Source organism: Sulfuricella sp., assembly GCF_035531155.1.
GTDB lineage: Bacteria > Pseudomonadota > Gammaproteobacteria > Burkholderiales > Sulfuricellaceae > Sulfuricella.
In genome coordinates, this window is the sequence record NZ_DATKTK010000026.1 from 44,960 (window position 1) to 60,948 (window position 15,989).

Sequence of the window (15,989 nt, forward strand, 5' to 3'; positions counted from 1 at the left end):
TCCAGAAGAATATTGTTGGTTTTTCTCTCGTTGAGTGAAGTGTGTTTTCGCGCTTGAGGCCCACACAGGAGGATGTATGTTACTTGAACGAGGAATAAATGTTAATGTAATGTTTGATATCAAATTCAGCAGGAGAAGCAGAATGGTTTTAAGTTGGTTTGATGCAAGCGAAGCCAAGGAATTTGGTACCTCTCTGGCCCATTTTTATATTGAAAGAATTCCAGCAGATGACTCAGGCGGAAAAAATAAGTCTATAGCCAAAAAGCAGGAAGTGATAAACAAGATGTTTCTGCAGATGGCGCGATTCAAGCTTGAGCACAAGCTGAATATTTACAAAAAAGCACAGCTGGGAAATGCTTTCAAATGGGCATTAAAAGACGCAAGATATGATCCTGTGTTTGTGGATCAATTGACAAAAGATTTGATGCTGAAATGCTGAGAATCCCAACCACACGATATCTTGCAACACTAAAATTATTACGATTAAACCCACTTTAACCTCCTAAGACCCATAAATTATGTTCAGATTTTTCAATAAAGTCATCAACTCTCCAGGGCGCTCGGCACGGGAAAGTGACGGTTCGTTTACGGAAAAATTGCCACAGGAAAGGAAAGTGCTGAACGTGGGAGGTAATAACAAAAAAATCCCGATTCCGGCACAGTATGACGGGTGGGAACATGTTCTGCTGGACATAGACCCGAAAGGTAATCCTGATGTTGTGTGCGATGCTCGGGACCTGACGGGTTTGCCCGGAGCCGATTACGATTCTGTCTATTGCTCCCATAATCTGGAGCATTATTACCGGCATGACGTCGAGAAGGTGTTGGCCGGATTTCTTTATATCCTGAAAGATGATGGCTTCGCGTACATTCGGGTGCCGGATATGGGGGAGTTGATGCAAATCGTGGCCCAACGTGGCTTGGACATAGACGATTTTCTTTATCAGGCCCCCGCCGGGCCAATAACCGTCAGCGATGTCATTTATGGTTATGGCGAAGAGATCGAGAGAAGTGGTAGCGACTTTTACGCACATAAGACGGGGTACACGCAGAAATCTTTGAAGGCGATTCTTTCCAATGCCGGATTCTCTTTTGTATTTGTCCATGCAGGAGACCTGGAAATATCTGCCGTTGCCTTCAAGAGCAAACCAAGTGACTATGCCGCCGCACTATTCAATATTTCCGACGCAATCTCAGCCGAACCTGATCAAAATTTATCGATGCAGTCAGATCTGCAGAATGAAAGTGTAGCCTGTAAGAAGCGAGGGAACGAGTTTTTGGCTCAAGGCAGGCTAGAAGATGCCGCGGAATGTTACCGGCAAGCGGTTGCTGTCAATCCCGACTGTGCCGAAGGTTTTCTCAACCTGGGTTTTGTATTAAAGGAACAGAAGCGCTACGCGGAGGCAGAAGGTTATCTCAAACAGGCTACGCTGATAAACCCAAAACTGGAGGATGCCTATTACCTTTTAGGGACGATTTCACAAGAACTCGGAAATCTGACTGGGGCTATCGAAAATTACCATAAAACCCTTGAGCTCAAGCCGGGTTTTGAAATTGCTTGCCGTGACTTATGTCATGCACTTTTTCAAAGTGGCCAAAATGAAAGTGCCAAGAGAGTCATTAAAAAAGGACTTTCCCTTCACCCGGAATCTGCCGAACTACTCTGTTATCTGGGAAACCTGTACGTTTACGAAAATAAGCTTGATAAAGCCATCTCCTGTTACCAGAAGGCGTTGTTGATTCAGCCGGATTATGTCGCGGCGCACTCCAATATGGGAAAAGCATTCATAGAGCAGGGCAATATTGACAAGGCGATGGACTCTTATCGGAATGCGCTCTCACACGACCTTAATTCTGCTGAACCAAATAGCTGTCTGCTCTTTGCGCAGAGTTTCCATCCCAATTACTCACCTGCTCAGTACCTTGAAGAAGCCAAGCACTATGGATGTAAGGTGCTGTCTCAAGCTCAGCCATATACAAGCTGGTTGGCTCATCCAAATGATGGTGATTTACAGCCTTTGCGAGTTGGCCTGGTTTCAGGAGATTTCAGAAACCACCCGGTCGGTTTTTTTCTGGAGAGCATACTCGCACACTTGAATCCCTCCAGGGTGGAATTGGTGGCCTATCCCACGCATCCGCAAGAAGATGAACTTACCGCCCGCGTCAAATCCCGCTTTGCTGCCTGGAGCCCCATCGCGGGACTGAGCGACGAAGCTGCAGCCCGGAAGATACACGAGGATGGTATCCATATCCTTATAGACTTGGCGGGCCATACTTCCCACAACCGCCTGCCGGTATTCGCGTGGAAGCCAGCCCCGGTGCAAGTAAGCTGGCTGGGGTATTTTGCCAGCACCGGGGTGCCCGGAATGGATTACCTGTTGGCAGACCCCGTGGCGGTGCCAGACTCTCACCGCGATCACTTTACTGAAACAGTTTGGTATCTGCCGGATACCCGGCTTTGCTTCACGCCACCCATGTCGAGCGATAGGCTGGAGCCTTCGCCCCCGCCGGCCATGAGTAACGGTTTTATAACATTCGGCTGCTTCCAGAATGTGAGCAAGATCAGTGATTCAGTGCTGACTTTATGGGGAAAGATTTTCCAATCCTTGCCCCAGGCCCGGCTACGGCTGCAAAGCAAGCAGATGGATTGCCCTTCAGCGCGCGAGCTTCTGCTGCAGCGGCTTGGCCGAGTGGGAATCGCGCAGCAGCGCGTGGTGATCGGAGAGAAAATGCCCAGAGAGGATTATCTGGCGGCACACGCCGACGTGGATATCATTCTGGACACCTTTCCATATCCGGGCGGGACGACCACCTGCGAAGCATTGTGGATGGGCGTGCCAACACTGACTCTCGCCGGAGAGACATTGCTCGCCCTCCAAGGAGCCAGCATGCTGACCTGCGCCGGGCTGGAAGAATGGATTGCCAGTAATGAAGAAGACTACATGGCGCGGGCTTTGTTCCACGCAGCTGACGTCAATCGATTGGCTCAACTGCGGACAGGCTTGCGACAGCAAGTGCTTGCTTCGCCATTGTTCGACGCTCCCCGTTTTGCGCTGCATCTTGAAGAAGCGCTGCAAGGCATATGGCAACATTCCCATCCGTTTGATTCGTCCGGCAATCATGTTTAATTGGCTCAAAAAGGCTATGCCCGCTTCGGAAAAGATTCCGTGCGCAACGGCTACCGTCGAGTCATGCAATGACTCATTAGTGCAGCAGGACTTGCTGAATGGAAGTGCAGCCCATAAAAAACAAGGTAACGAGTTTTTGGCTCAAGGCCAGATGGAAGAGGCGGCGGAATGTTATCGGCAAGCGGTTGCTATCAATCCCGATGATGCCGAAGGTTTTCTTAACCTGGGGTTCGTGTTAAAGGAGCAGAAGCATTTCGGGGATGCTGAACGTTATCTCAAGCGGGCCATTTTAATTAACCCCAAAATGGAAGACGCTTACTACCTATTAGGGGCTGTTTTGCAGGAACAAGGGAACCTGAGTGGAGCAATAGAGAATTTCAGCAAGACGATTGAACTCAAAGCAGATTTTGAAATGGCTTACGGCGATTTGTTTTATGCGCTTTTACAGAATGGGCAAAATGAACGGGCTGAAGACATAATCAAAAAAGGAATCGCGCTTAATTCAGATATCTCGGAGTTTCACTATTATCTTGGAACTCTATATGTTAACGAAAGAAAGCTTGATCAGGCAAGCGACTGTTTTTTAAAAACATTGTCGCTTCAATCGGACCATGTTGAAGCGCACTGCAATCTAGGACTTGTGCTCCAAGCGCAAGGCAGACTGGACGAAGCGGTTGAGCATTATCGTCACGCTCTAACACTGCAACCGGATTACGCTGAATTACATAACAATCTGGGGAGCGCCTTCCAGGCGCAAAACCGGTTAGATGAAGCAGCGGAAAATTATCATCATGCGCTAACGCTCAAACCTGAAATTGCTGAGGCACATCTCAATCTGATAAGTGTGCTTAAGGCACAAGGCAAGCTAGACGAGGCAGTTGAACATTATCGCCATGCGCTTTCGCTTAAACCGAATGATGCTGCGGTACGCGGCAATTTGGGACATACGCTCCATAAACAAGGCAAGCTGGACGAAGCGATTGAACACTATCGCCATGCGCTTCAGTTAAAACCGGATTATGCCGAACTGCATAATAATCTGGGGTATGCGTTCCAGGAACAAGGCAAAATGGACGAAGCGGTTGAGAGTTATCATCAGGCGCTTTCATTCAAACCTGGTTTTTCCGAGGCATACCGCAACCTCATCGGGGTACTCCATGATCAAGGCAAGCTGGACGAGGAGGTCGATCGTTATCGACAGGCGCTGTCACTAGATCCAGTTAACGCCGTCACGCACGAATATTTGGGGTATGCGCTCCGACTACAAGGCAAGCTGGATGAAGCGGTTGGTCATTACCGCCATGCGCTCTCGCTCAAGCCGGATGTGGCTGAATTACATAATAATCTGGGTTATGTGCTTCAGGCGCAAGGCAAGCTGGACGCGGCCGTTGAGCATTATCGCCGCGCCATCTTCCTAAAGCCGGGTATTGTTGAGGCTCACAACAATTTGGGGAATGCACTCCAAGAGCAAGGTAAGCAAGATGAGGCGGTTCAGAGCTATCGCCGTGCGATTGCACTCAGGCCGGATTATGTCGACGCATACAATAATCTGGGGCACACGTTTCAGGCTCAAGGCAAGCTGGATGAGGCGATGGAGTGCTATCGTCATGCCCTGTCGCTGAAGCCGGATCATGTCCAGGTGCATGGCAACCTGCTTTTCCTCCATAGCTTCCATTCTGATTGCACGCCTGCCCAGTACCAGGAAGAAGCCAGGAGCTATGGAAATAAGCTGATGGCTCAAGCCATGCCCTACTCACGCTGGTCTGTTTGCCCGGTGAAAAGTGGCCAACCGCTTTTGCGGGTTGGCCTGGTTTCGGGAGATTTAAGAAGCCATCCGGTGGGTTTTTTTCTTGAGAGTATTCTCGCTCATCTGAATCCGGCACGGGTAGAGCTTGTGGCTTACCCTACGCAGTTACAGGAAGATGAACTCACCGCCCGCATCAAATCCCGGTTTGCCTCCTGGAAGCCCATTGCGGGTCTGAGCGATCAAACTGCAGCCCGGAAAATCCATGAGGATGGCATCCATATCCTCATCGACCTAGCCGGCCACACCGCCAAGAATCGCCTGCCGGTATTCGCGTGGAAGCCTGCCCCGGTGCAAGTGAGCTGGTTGGGCTATTTCGCCAGCACCGGGGTGCCCGGAATGGATTACCTGTTAGCCGATCCCGTATCGGTGCCGGATTCCCACCGCGATCACTTTACTGAAACGGTGTGGTATTTGCCGGATACACGCCTTTGCTTTACGGCGCCGGCGACAAACACGAATCTTACGCTTACGCCTTTGCCGGCTGCACGCAATGGCTACGTCACCTTTGGTTGCTTCCAGAGACTGAGCAAGATAAATGATGATGTTCTTGCATTATGGGGCCGGATTTTCCACGCATTGCCTCAGTCCAGACTGCGGCTGCAAAGCAATGAAATGAAGTCCCCCTCGGCCCGTGAAGAAGTGCAGCGGCGCTTGGCCCGAGTGGGGATTGATCCAGAACGCGTGATGATACAAGGGTCTGTTCCCAGAAAGGACTACCTGGCGGCGCATGCCGATGTGGATATCATTCTGGATACTTTTCCCTATCCGGGAGGAACGACCACCTGCGAAGCGTTGTGGATGGGGGTGCCTACGTTGACGCTTGCCGGGGATACTTTGCTCGCTCGCCAAGGCGCAAGCCTGCTGGCTTGTGCGGGGCTGGGGGACTGGATAGCCAGTGATGAGGATGATTATGTAACCCGGGCGCTAGCCCACGCTGCAAACTTCAACCGCTTAGCGCGTCTGCGATCAGGGTTGCGCGAGAAAGTACTCGCTTCACCTCTTTTCGATGCGCTCCTTTTTGCGCTGAATCTGGAAGAGGCGCTACAAAACATGTGGCAGCAGAAGATGGGGCCAGAGCCTGACCGAAAATGAAATTTTTGGGACGGTACGGCTAGTGGCTACGCTCTGGAGTCGGCTTGAGAAATTCAAAACTTTCGAATTTTCGTTTCAATACGAGGTCTCCTGGCGAAGCTGCGGATGCCATTTTTAGGTAATCTTGTGCTGAGCGAGGGTCAACGGCCACCAGCAATTCATAGTCAGCGGCCGCTTCAAGAAAACGTGCCCGCAGCGAGCTGCTTATTCTGGCATTGTTGGCTCCCGCTACGAAAAGTTTGATGGCGTCCTGCCTGGTTAGACATTTCGGCATGCTGAGCAAAGGTTTGAAAAGGAGATCTGGAAGTGCCCGGTCCTTTGGCGCAAAGGGCGTGTATTCCAAGCGATGTGCGAATTCATCGATCCATTGTTGCTCTACCAGCCTTCCTGAGGAGCACGCCCAAACGATTAAACCCAGATAACCAAATTTGAATGAGGTATCTACCGTTTCTGCTTGCTGCAAATAAAATCGTATGTTTTCCCCGCTAATAGGGTCCCCGGCGTCCCCATAACCAGCCTTGATCAGCGCAAGTGCCGCGGCATGGTTGGCTCGGGCGGATTGCGGGTGCCGCGTGGCTTCAATTTGTGCACCCAGCAGGGGGTCTCCCATCTGATCCGAGCGTAGCCAGGTGAAGAGAGCAAGGACCAGCACGGGAATGGTTGCCACGAGTCTTACTGTCATTGATCGATGATCAAGTTTTACCTTCTGCAGAATGGTTCCCCCCAGATATCCGACACCAAGGATCAGGCCGATTGAAGGCAGGTAGTTTCTGTATTCATGTGCAATTTCGAGAGGCAAAAAGGTGGACTCAAGGCTGTGTCCGATAAGAAACCATGCCGCAGCAAAACTCAGAAGTGGTCGGCGATTGCGAAAGAGCCAGATTCCCAGAATAGCCATACTCCACCCGATGACTGAGAGCAGGGTTGTGTGCGGCTGGAGAATCCCCGTCGATAAAGTAAAGTCGTCGAGATAGGGTCCGAAAGAAGTATATTCAGGGATAATGATTTGTGCAGCATAGAACCACAGCACACGAGTTTCAGTCAGAAGACGCTCGAATAACGTGAATGGGCGCATCGCGTAGGCGCTTTCCAGCCAATTCCAGCCAAGAAATGACAACATGCCTGCCGCAATGATGAATAGAGAGAAAATCGCTGCAGGGGCGACCCATGATTCCCTTCGCGGGAGTGGCGCCGATGTCTGCTGGGTTAATAGCGTGACGGCAAGAATATAAAAGGGGAAAAGCAGCCCTGTTTCCTTGCTTAAGATGGATAGCGGCCAGAATAGCAGCCAGCCAGTGGCAAGCCATGTCCAGTATTCTCTTTTCCCAAAGGGCGTGGACATGGCTTTCAAATGGCTGATGAGCGCCAGCAGCATGAACATCCCCGATAGCAGGGTCATGCGCTGCACGGCTTGCATCACGGGCATGATATTGATGGGGTGGATCAGCCAGATTGCCGCCACCCAGAGCGGCAGCCAGGTACCGGTTTTTTCGGAAAGTTGAATGTTGGGTGTGGCTCGCAGCAGGAGCGCTACAAGCCAGCCCACAAGCAGGCCATTGATGACATGGATGGCGAGGTTGATCGCCTTGAACGCAAACGGGTCAAGACCAAAGAAATAATGCGTAAGTGCGAAGCTCAGAACGCTGATAGGGCGGCCAAGCGGGCCGGCATGAGGCCCTTCAATGCTGGCTCGAAGTGAGTCAAGACTTAAGGTTTGGAGGTGGATCGCATTGTTTTCGACGATGTTGGGGTTGTCGTCAAAAAGGAATCCTCCATTGAGGCCTGGCAGCATGACGGCAAGCGTCAATGCAAGGATGGCAACCCATGGGGAAAAGCGGCGGAAAGCCCGAAAAATTTTGCGCATAATTTACCCAAAAAAAACCCCAGGGCGGTAGCCCCGGGGTCCTTTTCCATGCATGACTCGCAGATTAGTTCTTGCAGGAGCCAGGCAGGTATTTCTGGTTGATGTTGCCTTTTTTACAGGTAAATTTAACTGCGCCTGTTGAAGATGTGCCCTCTGCTAGCAGCAGGATGGTATCGCCAGCGGCGTCACTTAGGCCAGCATCAGTTGACAACGTTACGGTTACCGTACCTGTGTTGGCGCCATCGCCAACCCAGCCCACGCTTGACACATATCTAGAAGTTTGACTTTGTACGCCCATGGAATCAGCGCCAACCAGCATTTTGCCGGAGTTTGCATAAGTTTCGGCGACAGCCGTACGTGCAGAAGATGCGGCAATGATGCCTTCGCTAACTTTGGCGCGAACGGTGTAGTCCTGATAAGCCGGCAATGCGACCGCAGCCAGAATGCCGATGATCGCGATGACGATCATCAGTTCGATCAGGGTAAAGCCTTGTTGTATTTTTTTCATAACGAGCTCCTTGTTGTATGAGTAAACTGCCAACACTTGGAAGTGTCTGGTATTTAACACAGCAATCTGTGTGCCAGTTTGATTGATAGGGTTTGGAGGCCTCGTTTTTTATTGCAGGTGGGGCATGTCACGGCTGAATGTCTGGATTGCTGCTTGCAGAGGTCCGGTTGAAAGTCGGCACAATGTGACGCTTTCCGTCACATTGTGCATTAAGCGGCAAACCCTGGAATTTTCGTTACGTCCACTTCGTCGATTTGCTCCGTATCCAGAAAAGGGTCGGCATACCTTCACTTCAGGTAAAATTCCATTTTGACCCCGGCCAGTTCGATCACGTCATGGTCCGCCAGTTGGCATGGGTGGGCGTTGAGTGTCTGGCCGTTCACCATCGGATAGCGATCACCCTGGACATGGGTGAGGAAATGGCCGTGATGGCGCCGGGCGATGACCGCGACCTGAATGCCGGGCTTGCCCAGCGAGGTCAGGGTCTTGGTCAGCTCCAGTTCCCTGCCGGTGTTCGGGCCGTTCAGAATCTGGATTGCGGCATGGGATTCCACTTTGGCGGGAGGCAAGCCGGGCTCGGCGGCTGTTTCAGCGCGCCGTGCTGCTTCGGGCATGACCAGGGGGATTGTGTGCGATGTCATGTCACTGGTCGGTTTTTCGCCCGGCAACATGGTCGGAACTTGATTCGGGCGCAGGATCGGGTTTTTTTTAAATGCTTGCGCCCCTTTTTCGTGGGCTTCTCTCTTGCTGCCGACTTCCTGGACGTTGGCGTACTTCAGGCGGTACTTGCCGATTTCAATTTCATCGCCGTGGTGCAGTGCGTGTTTCGTGATCGGTTGGTTGTTCACCAGGGTGCCATTGGTGCTGCCCAAATCTTCGACGAAAGCGTCGTTGTGGAAGGTGGTGATGGCGGCGTGTTCACCGCTGATCGCCAGGTTGTCGATCGGGATGTCGTTGTGCGGTTTGCGTCCAATGATAATGCGTTCCTTGTCGAGCGCGAATTCGCTGAGCAGTTGGCCGTCCAAGGTGATAATCAGCTTCGCCATGTGTTTACCCCAGATTGTTCATTAAGTCTGATACCGCAATGTTTGCCAGAATCCGTTCGCCCTGAGCCCTTCGACTGCGCTCAGGAGAGCCTTGTCGAAGGGCTTGTTTACAGTGTATGTGGTTCGACAAGCTCACCACGAACGGCCTAATGGACAATTCGGGTTTACCTCGCCCCCAATCTATTTCTTGCGCCACGCGGAAAGCCAGGCAAAAATGCCGCGCCTGGCTGGAAAGCTATGCAATATCCGCACCAGAATGACCGAAACATTGTCCCGTCCGCCATTGTCGTTGGCCATTTGCACCAGTCGTTGCGCTGCCAGCTCGAGGTTGGTGCCGAGTACGCTCAGGGTCAGCTGGATTTCCTCATCGCCGACCATGTCGTTGAGTCCATCGGAGCACAGCAGATAGACATCGCCGGGCAGGGCTTCATGCTCCTGGACCTCCACGTTCACCGTGGGGTCGACGCCGAGCGCACGCGTCACCAGATTCTTGTTGTTGGACAGCCGCGCATCTTCCCGGCTGATCATGCCGCTGTCGATTTGCTCCTGCAGCAGGGAATGGTCGCGCGTGATCTGCTCGAACTGCGTTTGATCGGGCTCCTTTTGCCGGTAACGGTACAGTCGCGAATCGCCGACATGGGCGACTGTGATGTGGTTGTCGTGGAACAGTGCGCAGACCAGTGTGGTGCCCATTCCCGAGAACTGCGGCTGGCTTTGTGCCGTCTGGTAGATCGCGCCATTGGTTTTTTCGATCTCGCTTTTGACTAACAGACCCGGACCCTGTTCCGGCAGCCCGGCATGCAGTGCCTTTTTCAGGCCGTCCGCCAGCATCGTCACGGCAATCCCGCTGGCCACCTCGCCGCCGTTGTAGCCGCCCATGCCATCGGCCAGGATGGCGAAGCCGGCTTCATTATCCGTGGCGATGCTGTCCTCGTTGTGCGAGCGGACCTTGCCGGGGTCGGTCAGGCTGACGATTTCGAGGGCTAGGCGTAGGTCCATTATTTCTCCCCGGCGGACGAAATTTGTACGGTGCATGCCAGGAGATCGTGCGTGAATTCGACCCTGGTCTGGTAGCGTTGTTCCGGCTGTGTCTGCAAAAAAACCAGCCCCGGCATGCGGTTGGATACCTGTACCCCCAGGTCGTAGGCCTTGCGTTCCAGACTTTGCAGCAGATCGGATTGGGCGGCGAAAAAAAAAGCGAGGGCAATCAGAAGACCCAGAAACCAGTCTGCATTCCAGAATGATAGTTTCATCGACTTGCCCCGTTATTATCGACTGTTGTTGTATATCAATGAAGTATCCTTGATTCTAACAAGAATGTTCATACGCTTTTTGAATAAATTTATTTTTTACACGACTAACAAAGCAATTTCCGCGCCCAGTGCGGTTGCCAAGATGCCCCATAAACAGCGCCGTGCCAGGGCGGCGCTACCGCCGAAGGACACCCGACCGAGGGAGAAGCGTTGCAGACTGAAAAGGGTGATGGTCCACGTCGGCCAGCCCGGAGGCCACTGCGACGGCATAAAGCCCATTGCTGCCGGCATAATCGGAGAGCCCCGGCGGAGAATAACAGCATGGCCGCGGAGAGCAGTCCGAAGGTCAGGGAAGTGCGGATTTCGGCGGAATTTTTTCATCTCCGGCATGGGCGCTCTTTGTCCTGTGCTTAGCTGGTGCCAACTGTGTGCGATGGCGAGCATGATCGCCAGCATGGCGAAGCCGGACCAAATCAGCGCACCCGGTCCGTAACACACCAGCACGGCGATTGCCGGGCTGCGCTCCCGTTCCAGGCCGATCAGCAGGTCGCTGTCGCTGGTGATGAAGGCCTGCAAAGATGCGAGGCCGCCTTGCGGCAAAGGGGTCATCGCCTCACCCGTTCCGCTGCAAAAAATTCCGGCAGCGCGATAGCCCGGTTTTGCCCAGTATCTTATACTTGGAGCCAACTGGCTATAAATGGGATGTGAGTATGGACCTGATTCTGTGGCGTCATGCCGAGGCCGAGGATGGATCTCCCGACCAGGGGCGCAAGCTGACCGAAAAGGGCGAGAGGCAGGCGGCGAAGATGGCGGCGTGGCTGAAAGCGCACCTGCCGGAGGAGGCGCGCATTATCGTCAGCCCGACCACGCGTACTCAACAGACCGCCGCGGCGCTGACGCGGGGTGGAATCGTCGTCAAGGAGGTGGGGCCGGGCGCATCCGTGGCCGCCCTGTTGGGCGCCACCGGCTGGCCGGATGCCAAGGGAGCGGTGGTTGTGGTGGGCCATCAGCCGGCATTGGGGGAGGTGGCGGCCTACCTCCTCGCCAACGCGCAGGAAAGCTGGAATATAAAGAAGGGCGCGGTCTGGTGGTTCAGCAATCGCACTCGCCAGGATGAGACCCAAACAGTGCTGAGAGCGGTTATTTCACCGGAGTTTTTATGAATCCAAAAAAAACAATTCAGCCACGGATTAACACGGATGCACACGGATTATCAATGAATTGCACTGGACAAGACGCTCACCCTTCGGGAAGTCGGGAGCGACTTGCAGCCATCTGCTTTATCTGTGTTAATCCGTGTTTATCCGTGGCTAACCGCCGTTTTTAAGATGAAAACGATTCTGATCGCCAACCCCAAGGGTGGCAGTGGTAAAACCACGCTGGCGACCAATCTCGCCGGCTATTTGGCCAACCGGGGTAACCGCGTACTCCTGGTCGACCTCGACCGCCAGCGTTCCGCCAGCGACTGGCTGGGCCGCCGGCCGGAATTTCTGCCCGCCATTCGCGGCTGGAACAGCCAGCTCGACAAGAAAGCCATGGGTGAAACCAAGCCGGACTGGCTGGTGGTGGACTCCCCCGCAGGAATGCACGGCGACAAGCTGACCCATGCACTCAAGCGCGCCGAGCGCGTGATCGTGCCGGTGCAGCCGTCCGCATTCGACATGGCAGCAACGCGGAATTTTCTCGAAGAACTGCGTGCAGAGAAATCGGTGCGCAAGGAGAAGATCGAAGTGGCGATGATCGGTATGCGCGTGGATGCGCGCACCCGCGCCGCGGCCGATCTCTCCTCGTTCCTCGATGATGCCGGCTTTCCGGTGCTCACCCTGCTGCGCGATGCGCAAATCTACGTCCAGGCCGCCGGCGAGGGTTTGAGCCTGTTCGATATGGCGCCGTCGCGCACCGTCAGGGAGATGGAGCAATGGCAACCGCTGCTGGACTGGCTCGACGTGTGAACCTAAAAAAAGCATTTGAACCGCAAAGGCGCAGAGAACGCAAAGGAAAAACAATGTGTTATTGGAATCTGCTAAGTCAGTAGGTAGGTGAATGCCAAATAGATTTTATTTCCTTGTTTTCTTTGCGCCTTCGCGTCTTTGCGGTTATGAACTGCGGTTTCTAGGATGAACAACACCGAAGTCGAACTCAAGCTCCTGATCGACCCCGCCGACATCCCCAAGCTGCGGCGCCATCCCCTGCTCAAGGCGCTAAGCCCTTCCGGGCCGAAGACGCGCAAGCTCACCAGCATCTACTTCGATACCGACGATTTTTTCCTGAAGAACCGGGACATCGCGTTGCGCGTGCGCCGCGACGGCCGGCAGTGGATCCAGACCGTCAAGGGCGGCGGCAGGGTGCAGGCGGGTCTGCACCAGCGCGACGAGTGGGAGGCGCCGGTCGTCCACGACCGGCCGGATTTCACCAAGATCGCCGATCCCGGCCTGATTGCGCTGTTCGCCGACGAGGCGCTACGACAGAGCCTGCGTCCCGTATTCGTGACCGAGTTCACCCGCACCATCTGGCTGCTGAAAACCGATGCCGGCGATCAGGTCGAAATGGCGCTGGACCGGGGGGAAGTCCGTGCCGATCAAGGCAAATCACCGATTTCCGAGGTGGAACTGGAGCTCAAGGCTGGCAACCCGGCGGCGCTCTACGAACTGGCGCTGGTGCTGCAGGAAGACGTGCCGCTCTCCCCCGAGAACGCCAGCAAGGCCGAGCGCGGCTATGCCCTGTGCGCAGCACCGTTGCCCCGGCTCGCGGTCAAGGCCGCGCAGCCCGAACTGGCACGGAAGATGACGGTGGATGCGGCGTTTCGCGCTATCGCCTGGAATTGCATTGGCCAGTTGCAGGACAACCAGGGCCGGCTGCAGCAGGGCTACGATCCCGAGCTTATCCACCAGATGCGGGTGGCGGTCAGGCGTTTGCGCTCCGGGCTCAACCTGTTCGGTGCCGCCGCGCCCGGCATCAAGGACGCCGCGTTGACTGCGGAGCTGCGCTGGCTCGTCGGCGAACTCGGCCCGGCGCGGGACTGGGACGTGTTTCTCGGCGAAACACTGCCGCCGATTGTCGAGGCACTGCCTCAGGACGCAGGGCTGGGGAAGCTGCAGCAGGCGGCCGACCGGCTCTGCCAGGCGGCGCGCGAACGGGCGTGCGCGGCGGCAGCCTCGCCGCGCTACCACAGGCTGCTGCTGACACTGGGCCGCTGGCTTTGGCGGGAGCCCTGGCGGGAAACGGCGGAAGCCGCCGGGCTGGCGCAGCTGGATCAGCCGCTAGCGGCTTTCGCCGCGGCCATGCTGGGGCGGCGCCATCGCCAGTTGCGCCGGCGCGGCCGCAAGCTTGCGCAGCTGAATGCGGAACAGCGCCATGCGCTGCGGATCTCCGCCAAGAAGCTGCGCTATGCCGCGGAGTTCTTTTCCGGGCTTTATCCGCGCAAGGTTTCGAGGCGGTATTTGCAAGCGCTGGCGGATTTGCAGGACGAGCTGGGCGTGCTCAACGACCAGACCGTCACCGGGCGGCTGCTCGAACAAATCGGGGCGGGAGGCCGGTTGCGTGATCGCGCCAGCAGCGTGATAATCGGCTGGGTTGCCTGCAAAACGCGTTTGCAGCTAGCCGGCATGGCACGGGGATGGCAGCGCTTCAATCGATGCAAGGTTTTCTGGAGTGAGAAAAACAATGTTTGAATCCGCCGAGCTCGGCCACAAAATCGACAAAGCCACCTACGACAAGGAAGTGCCTGTTCTGCGCGAAGCGCTGCTTGACGCTCAACTCGACCTGGCGAAGGCGGCGAACTTTCCGGTCATCATTTTGGTCGGCGGGGTTGACGGCGCCGGCCGCGGCGAGACAGTCAACCTGCTGAACGAATGGATGGACCCGCGCCACATCCAGAGCCACGGCATGGGCAACCCCTCCGACGAGGAACTGGAGCGTCCGCTGATGTGGCGTTTCTGGCGCGAGTTGCCGCCCAAGGGCAAGGTCGGCATCTTTTTCGGCTCCTGGTACACCTGGGCGATCCTCAGCCGGGTGTTCGGCAGAATCAAGAATGCCGATCTGGACCAATGCATGGAGCGCAACGTGCGCTTCGAGAGGATGCTCAACGACGAGGGCGCGCTGATCCTCAAGTTCTGGCTGCATTTGTCCAAGGACAAGCAAGAAAAGCGCCTCAAGGCCATGGAAAAGAATCCCAAGACGCGCTGGCGCGTCACCGAGCGCGACTGGATGCACTTCAAAATGTATGACAAGTTCCGCAAGGTGGCGGAGCGCGTCATGCGCCAGACCAGCACCGCCGAAGCGCCATGGATGATCATCGAGGGCGAGGATGAGCGCTACCGCAGTCTGACGGTGGGGAAGGTCATCCTGGAGGCGCTTCGCAAGCGCCTCGACGCGGCCGAGGCGCCCCATGATGCCCATGCGCCGCCGCTGCTGCCCTCGATCGACAAGCTGCATATTCTGAAAACCCTCGACCTCAACCAGAAGCTGACGAAGAGGAAATACGACCTGGACCTGGAAAAATACCAGGGCAAGCTCAACCTGCTGACGCGCGACCCGAAATTCAAGGAGGTCACTGTCATCGTGGTGTTCGAGGGCAACGATGCCGCCGGCAAGGGCGGCAGCATCCGCCGCGTCACCGGCGCGCTCGACGCACGCCAGTATCAGGTCACTCCGATTGCCACTCCCACCGAGGAGGAGCGCGCCCAACCCTACCTGTGGCGTTTCTGGCGCCATGTGCCGCGCAAGGGGCGGGTCAGCATCTTCGACCGCTCCTGGTACGGCCGCGTGCTGGTGGAGCGGGTCGAGGGCTACTGCTCCAACGCCGACTGGATGCGCGCCTATGGCGAGATCAACGATTTCGAGGAGCAGCTGGTGCGGAACAACACCGTAGTGGTGAAGTTCTGGCTGTCGATCAGCAAGGAAGAACAGCTCAGGCGCTTCGAAGAGCGCCAGAAGACCGGCTTCAAGCGCTTCAAGATTACCGACGAGGACTGGCGCAACCGCGAAAAATGGGAAGACTACGAGATGGCGGTATGCGACATGGTGGACCGCACCAGCTCGGAAATGTCGCCATGGATCCTGGTTGAGGCCAACGACAAGAATTTTGCCCGCATCAAGATCTTGAAGACCCTGTGCGAAAGAATCGAGGCAGCGCTGAAGTAACCCTGGCTTGCGGCTGAAAAGTCTTCCCTTGCTGAAAATCTCCGTTCATCCTGAGCCTGTCGAAAGATGAATGGGAGGTAGGGAATCTTGTCGAAGCCATTTCTAAATATTATGATTTACATAGAATGCCCTTCGACAAGCTCAGGGCG

The 15,989-nt window shown here is 55.1% G+C and carries 13 protein-coding genes; 7 read left to right on the forward strand and 6 right to left on the reverse strand.

Going from position 1 to position 15,989, the window contains the following annotated elements:
- Positions 1 to 76 precede the first annotated feature (76 nt).
- The 3 genes from VMV64_RS04485 to VMV64_RS04495 all read left to right on the forward strand — a co-directional run bounded on the left by VMV64_RS04485 (position 77) and on the right by VMV64_RS04495 (position 6,027).
- On the forward strand, positions 77 to 439 hold the full coding sequence (locus VMV64_RS04485) for a hypothetical protein (protein WP_325328750.1): 363 nt from the start codon (positions 77 to 79) through the stop codon (positions 437 to 439).
- Positions 440 to 518: 79 nt separating this feature from the next.
- Entirely contained in the window at positions 519 to 3,128 is a 2,610-nt protein-coding gene (locus tag VMV64_RS04490) for a tetratricopeptide repeat protein (RefSeq protein WP_325328751.1), read from the forward strand.
- The gene (locus tag VMV64_RS04495; protein ID WP_325328752.1) at positions 3,061 to 6,027 is read left to right on the forward strand and encodes a tetratricopeptide repeat protein; all 2,967 of its coding nucleotides are present in this window, start codon (positions 3,061 to 3,063) and stop codon (positions 6,025 to 6,027) included. The genes VMV64_RS04490 and VMV64_RS04495 overlap by 68 nt, the downstream gene beginning before the upstream one ends.
- Before the next feature lie 19 nt (positions 6,028 to 6,046).
- Here the strand turns inward: VMV64_RS04495 and VMV64_RS04500 are convergent, their stop codons facing one another.
- From VMV64_RS04500 to VMV64_RS04525, 6 genes are all read right to left on the reverse strand, one after another.
- A complete protein-coding gene (locus tag VMV64_RS04500; protein WP_325328753.1) occupies positions 6,047 to 7,891 on the reverse strand; it encodes a hypothetical protein in 1,845 nt (614 codons plus the stop codon).
- 64 nt (positions 7,892 to 7,955) lie between these two features.
- The gene (locus tag VMV64_RS04505) at positions 7,956 to 8,399 is read right to left on the reverse strand and encodes a pilin (RefSeq protein ID WP_325328754.1); all 444 of its coding nucleotides are present in this window, start codon (positions 8,397 to 8,399) and stop codon (positions 7,956 to 7,958) included.
- 287 nt (positions 8,400 to 8,686) lie between these two features.
- On the reverse strand, positions 8,687 to 9,445 hold the full coding sequence (locus VMV64_RS04510; RefSeq protein WP_325328755.1) for an FHA domain-containing protein: 759 nt from the start codon (positions 9,443 to 9,445) through the stop codon (positions 8,687 to 8,689).
- A 180-nt stretch (positions 9,446 to 9,625) separates the two neighbouring features.
- Complete coding sequence (locus VMV64_RS04515; protein WP_325328756.1) at positions 9,626 to 10,444, reverse strand: Stp1/IreP family PP2C-type Ser/Thr phosphatase; 819 nt, start codon at positions 10,442 to 10,444, stop codon at positions 9,626 to 9,628.
- Positions 10,444 to 10,698: a hypothetical protein gene (locus VMV64_RS04520; RefSeq protein WP_325328757.1), complete on the reverse strand. Its 255-nt coding sequence runs from the start codon at positions 10,696 to 10,698 to the stop codon at positions 10,444 to 10,446. The genes VMV64_RS04515 and VMV64_RS04520 overlap by 1 nt, the downstream gene beginning before the upstream one ends.
- 96 nt (positions 10,699 to 10,794) lie before the next feature.
- Positions 10,795 to 11,307 (reverse strand): hypothetical protein, encoded by a 513-nt coding sequence (locus tag VMV64_RS04525; protein ID WP_325328758.1) that lies wholly within the window; start codon positions 11,305 to 11,307, stop codon positions 10,795 to 10,797.
- Between the two features lie 101 nt (positions 11,308 to 11,408).
- Here VMV64_RS04525 and VMV64_RS04530 point away from each other — a divergent pair, with 101 nt between their 5' ends.
- The 4 genes from VMV64_RS04530 (at position 11,409) to pap (ending at position 15,840) form a co-directional block, all read left to right on the forward strand.
- The gene (locus VMV64_RS04530) at positions 11,409 to 11,861 is read left to right on the forward strand and encodes a SixA phosphatase family protein (protein ID WP_325328759.1); all 453 of its coding nucleotides are present in this window, start codon (positions 11,409 to 11,411) and stop codon (positions 11,859 to 11,861) included.
- Between the two features lie 165 nt (positions 11,862 to 12,026).
- Positions 12,027 to 12,650, forward strand: coding sequence for a ParA family protein (locus VMV64_RS04535; protein WP_325328760.1), 624 nt, complete (start codon positions 12,027 to 12,029; stop codon positions 12,648 to 12,650).
- 165 nt (positions 12,651 to 12,815) lie between these two features.
- Complete coding sequence (locus VMV64_RS04540; RefSeq protein WP_325328761.1) at positions 12,816 to 14,369, forward strand: CHAD domain-containing protein; 1,554 nt, start codon at positions 12,816 to 12,818, stop codon at positions 14,367 to 14,369.
- Positions 14,362 to 15,840, forward strand: a complete 1,479-nt coding sequence (gene pap / locus VMV64_RS04545) for a polyphosphate:AMP phosphotransferase (RefSeq protein ID WP_325328762.1) — start codon at positions 14,362 to 14,364, stop codon at positions 15,838 to 15,840. The genes VMV64_RS04540 and pap overlap by 8 nt, the downstream gene beginning before the upstream one ends.
- Positions 15,841 to 15,989 lie beyond the last annotated feature (149 nt).

What these genes read in the sequence shown, in the direction of transcription:
- VMV64_RS04485 (WP_325328750.1), top strand. Translation starts at nt 77, where the DNA reads ATGTTACTTGAACGAGGAATAAATGTTAATGTAATGTTTGATATCAAA.
- VMV64_RS04490 (WP_325328751.1), top strand. Translation starts at nt 519, where the DNA reads ATGTTCAGATTTTTCAATAAAGTCATCAACTCTCCAGGGCGCTCGGCA.
- VMV64_RS04500 (WP_325328753.1), bottom strand. Translation starts at nt 7,891, where the DNA reads ATGCGCAAAATTTTTCGGGCTTTCCGCCGCTTTTCCCCATGGGTTGCC.
- VMV64_RS04505 (WP_325328754.1), bottom strand. Translation starts at nt 8,399, where the DNA reads ATGAAAAAAATACAACAAGGCTTTACCCTGATCGAACTGATGATCGTC.
- VMV64_RS04510 (WP_325328755.1), bottom strand. Translation starts at nt 9,445, where the DNA reads ATGGCGAAGCTGATTATCACCTTGGACGGCCAACTGCTCAGCGAATTC.
- VMV64_RS04515 (WP_325328756.1), bottom strand. Translation starts at nt 10,444, where the DNA reads ATGGACCTACGCCTAGCCCTCGAAATCGTCAGCCTGACCGACCCCGGC.
- VMV64_RS04520 (WP_325328757.1), bottom strand. Translation starts at nt 10,698, where the DNA reads ATGAAACTATCATTCTGGAATGCAGACTGGTTTCTGGGTCTTCTGATT.
- VMV64_RS04525 (WP_325328758.1), bottom strand. Translation starts at nt 11,307, where the DNA reads ATGACCCCTTTGCCGCAAGGCGGCCTCGCATCTTTGCAGGCCTTCATC.
- VMV64_RS04530 (WP_325328759.1), top strand. Translation starts at nt 11,409, where the DNA reads ATGGACCTGATTCTGTGGCGTCATGCCGAGGCCGAGGATGGATCTCCC.
- VMV64_RS04535 (WP_325328760.1), top strand. Translation starts at nt 12,027, where the DNA reads ATGAAAACGATTCTGATCGCCAACCCCAAGGGTGGCAGTGGTAAAACC.
- VMV64_RS04540 (WP_325328761.1), top strand. Translation starts at nt 12,816, where the DNA reads ATGAACAACACCGAAGTCGAACTCAAGCTCCTGATCGACCCCGCCGAC.
- pap (WP_325328762.1), top strand. Translation starts at nt 14,362, where the DNA reads ATGTTTGAATCCGCCGAGCTCGGCCACAAAATCGACAAAGCCACCTAC.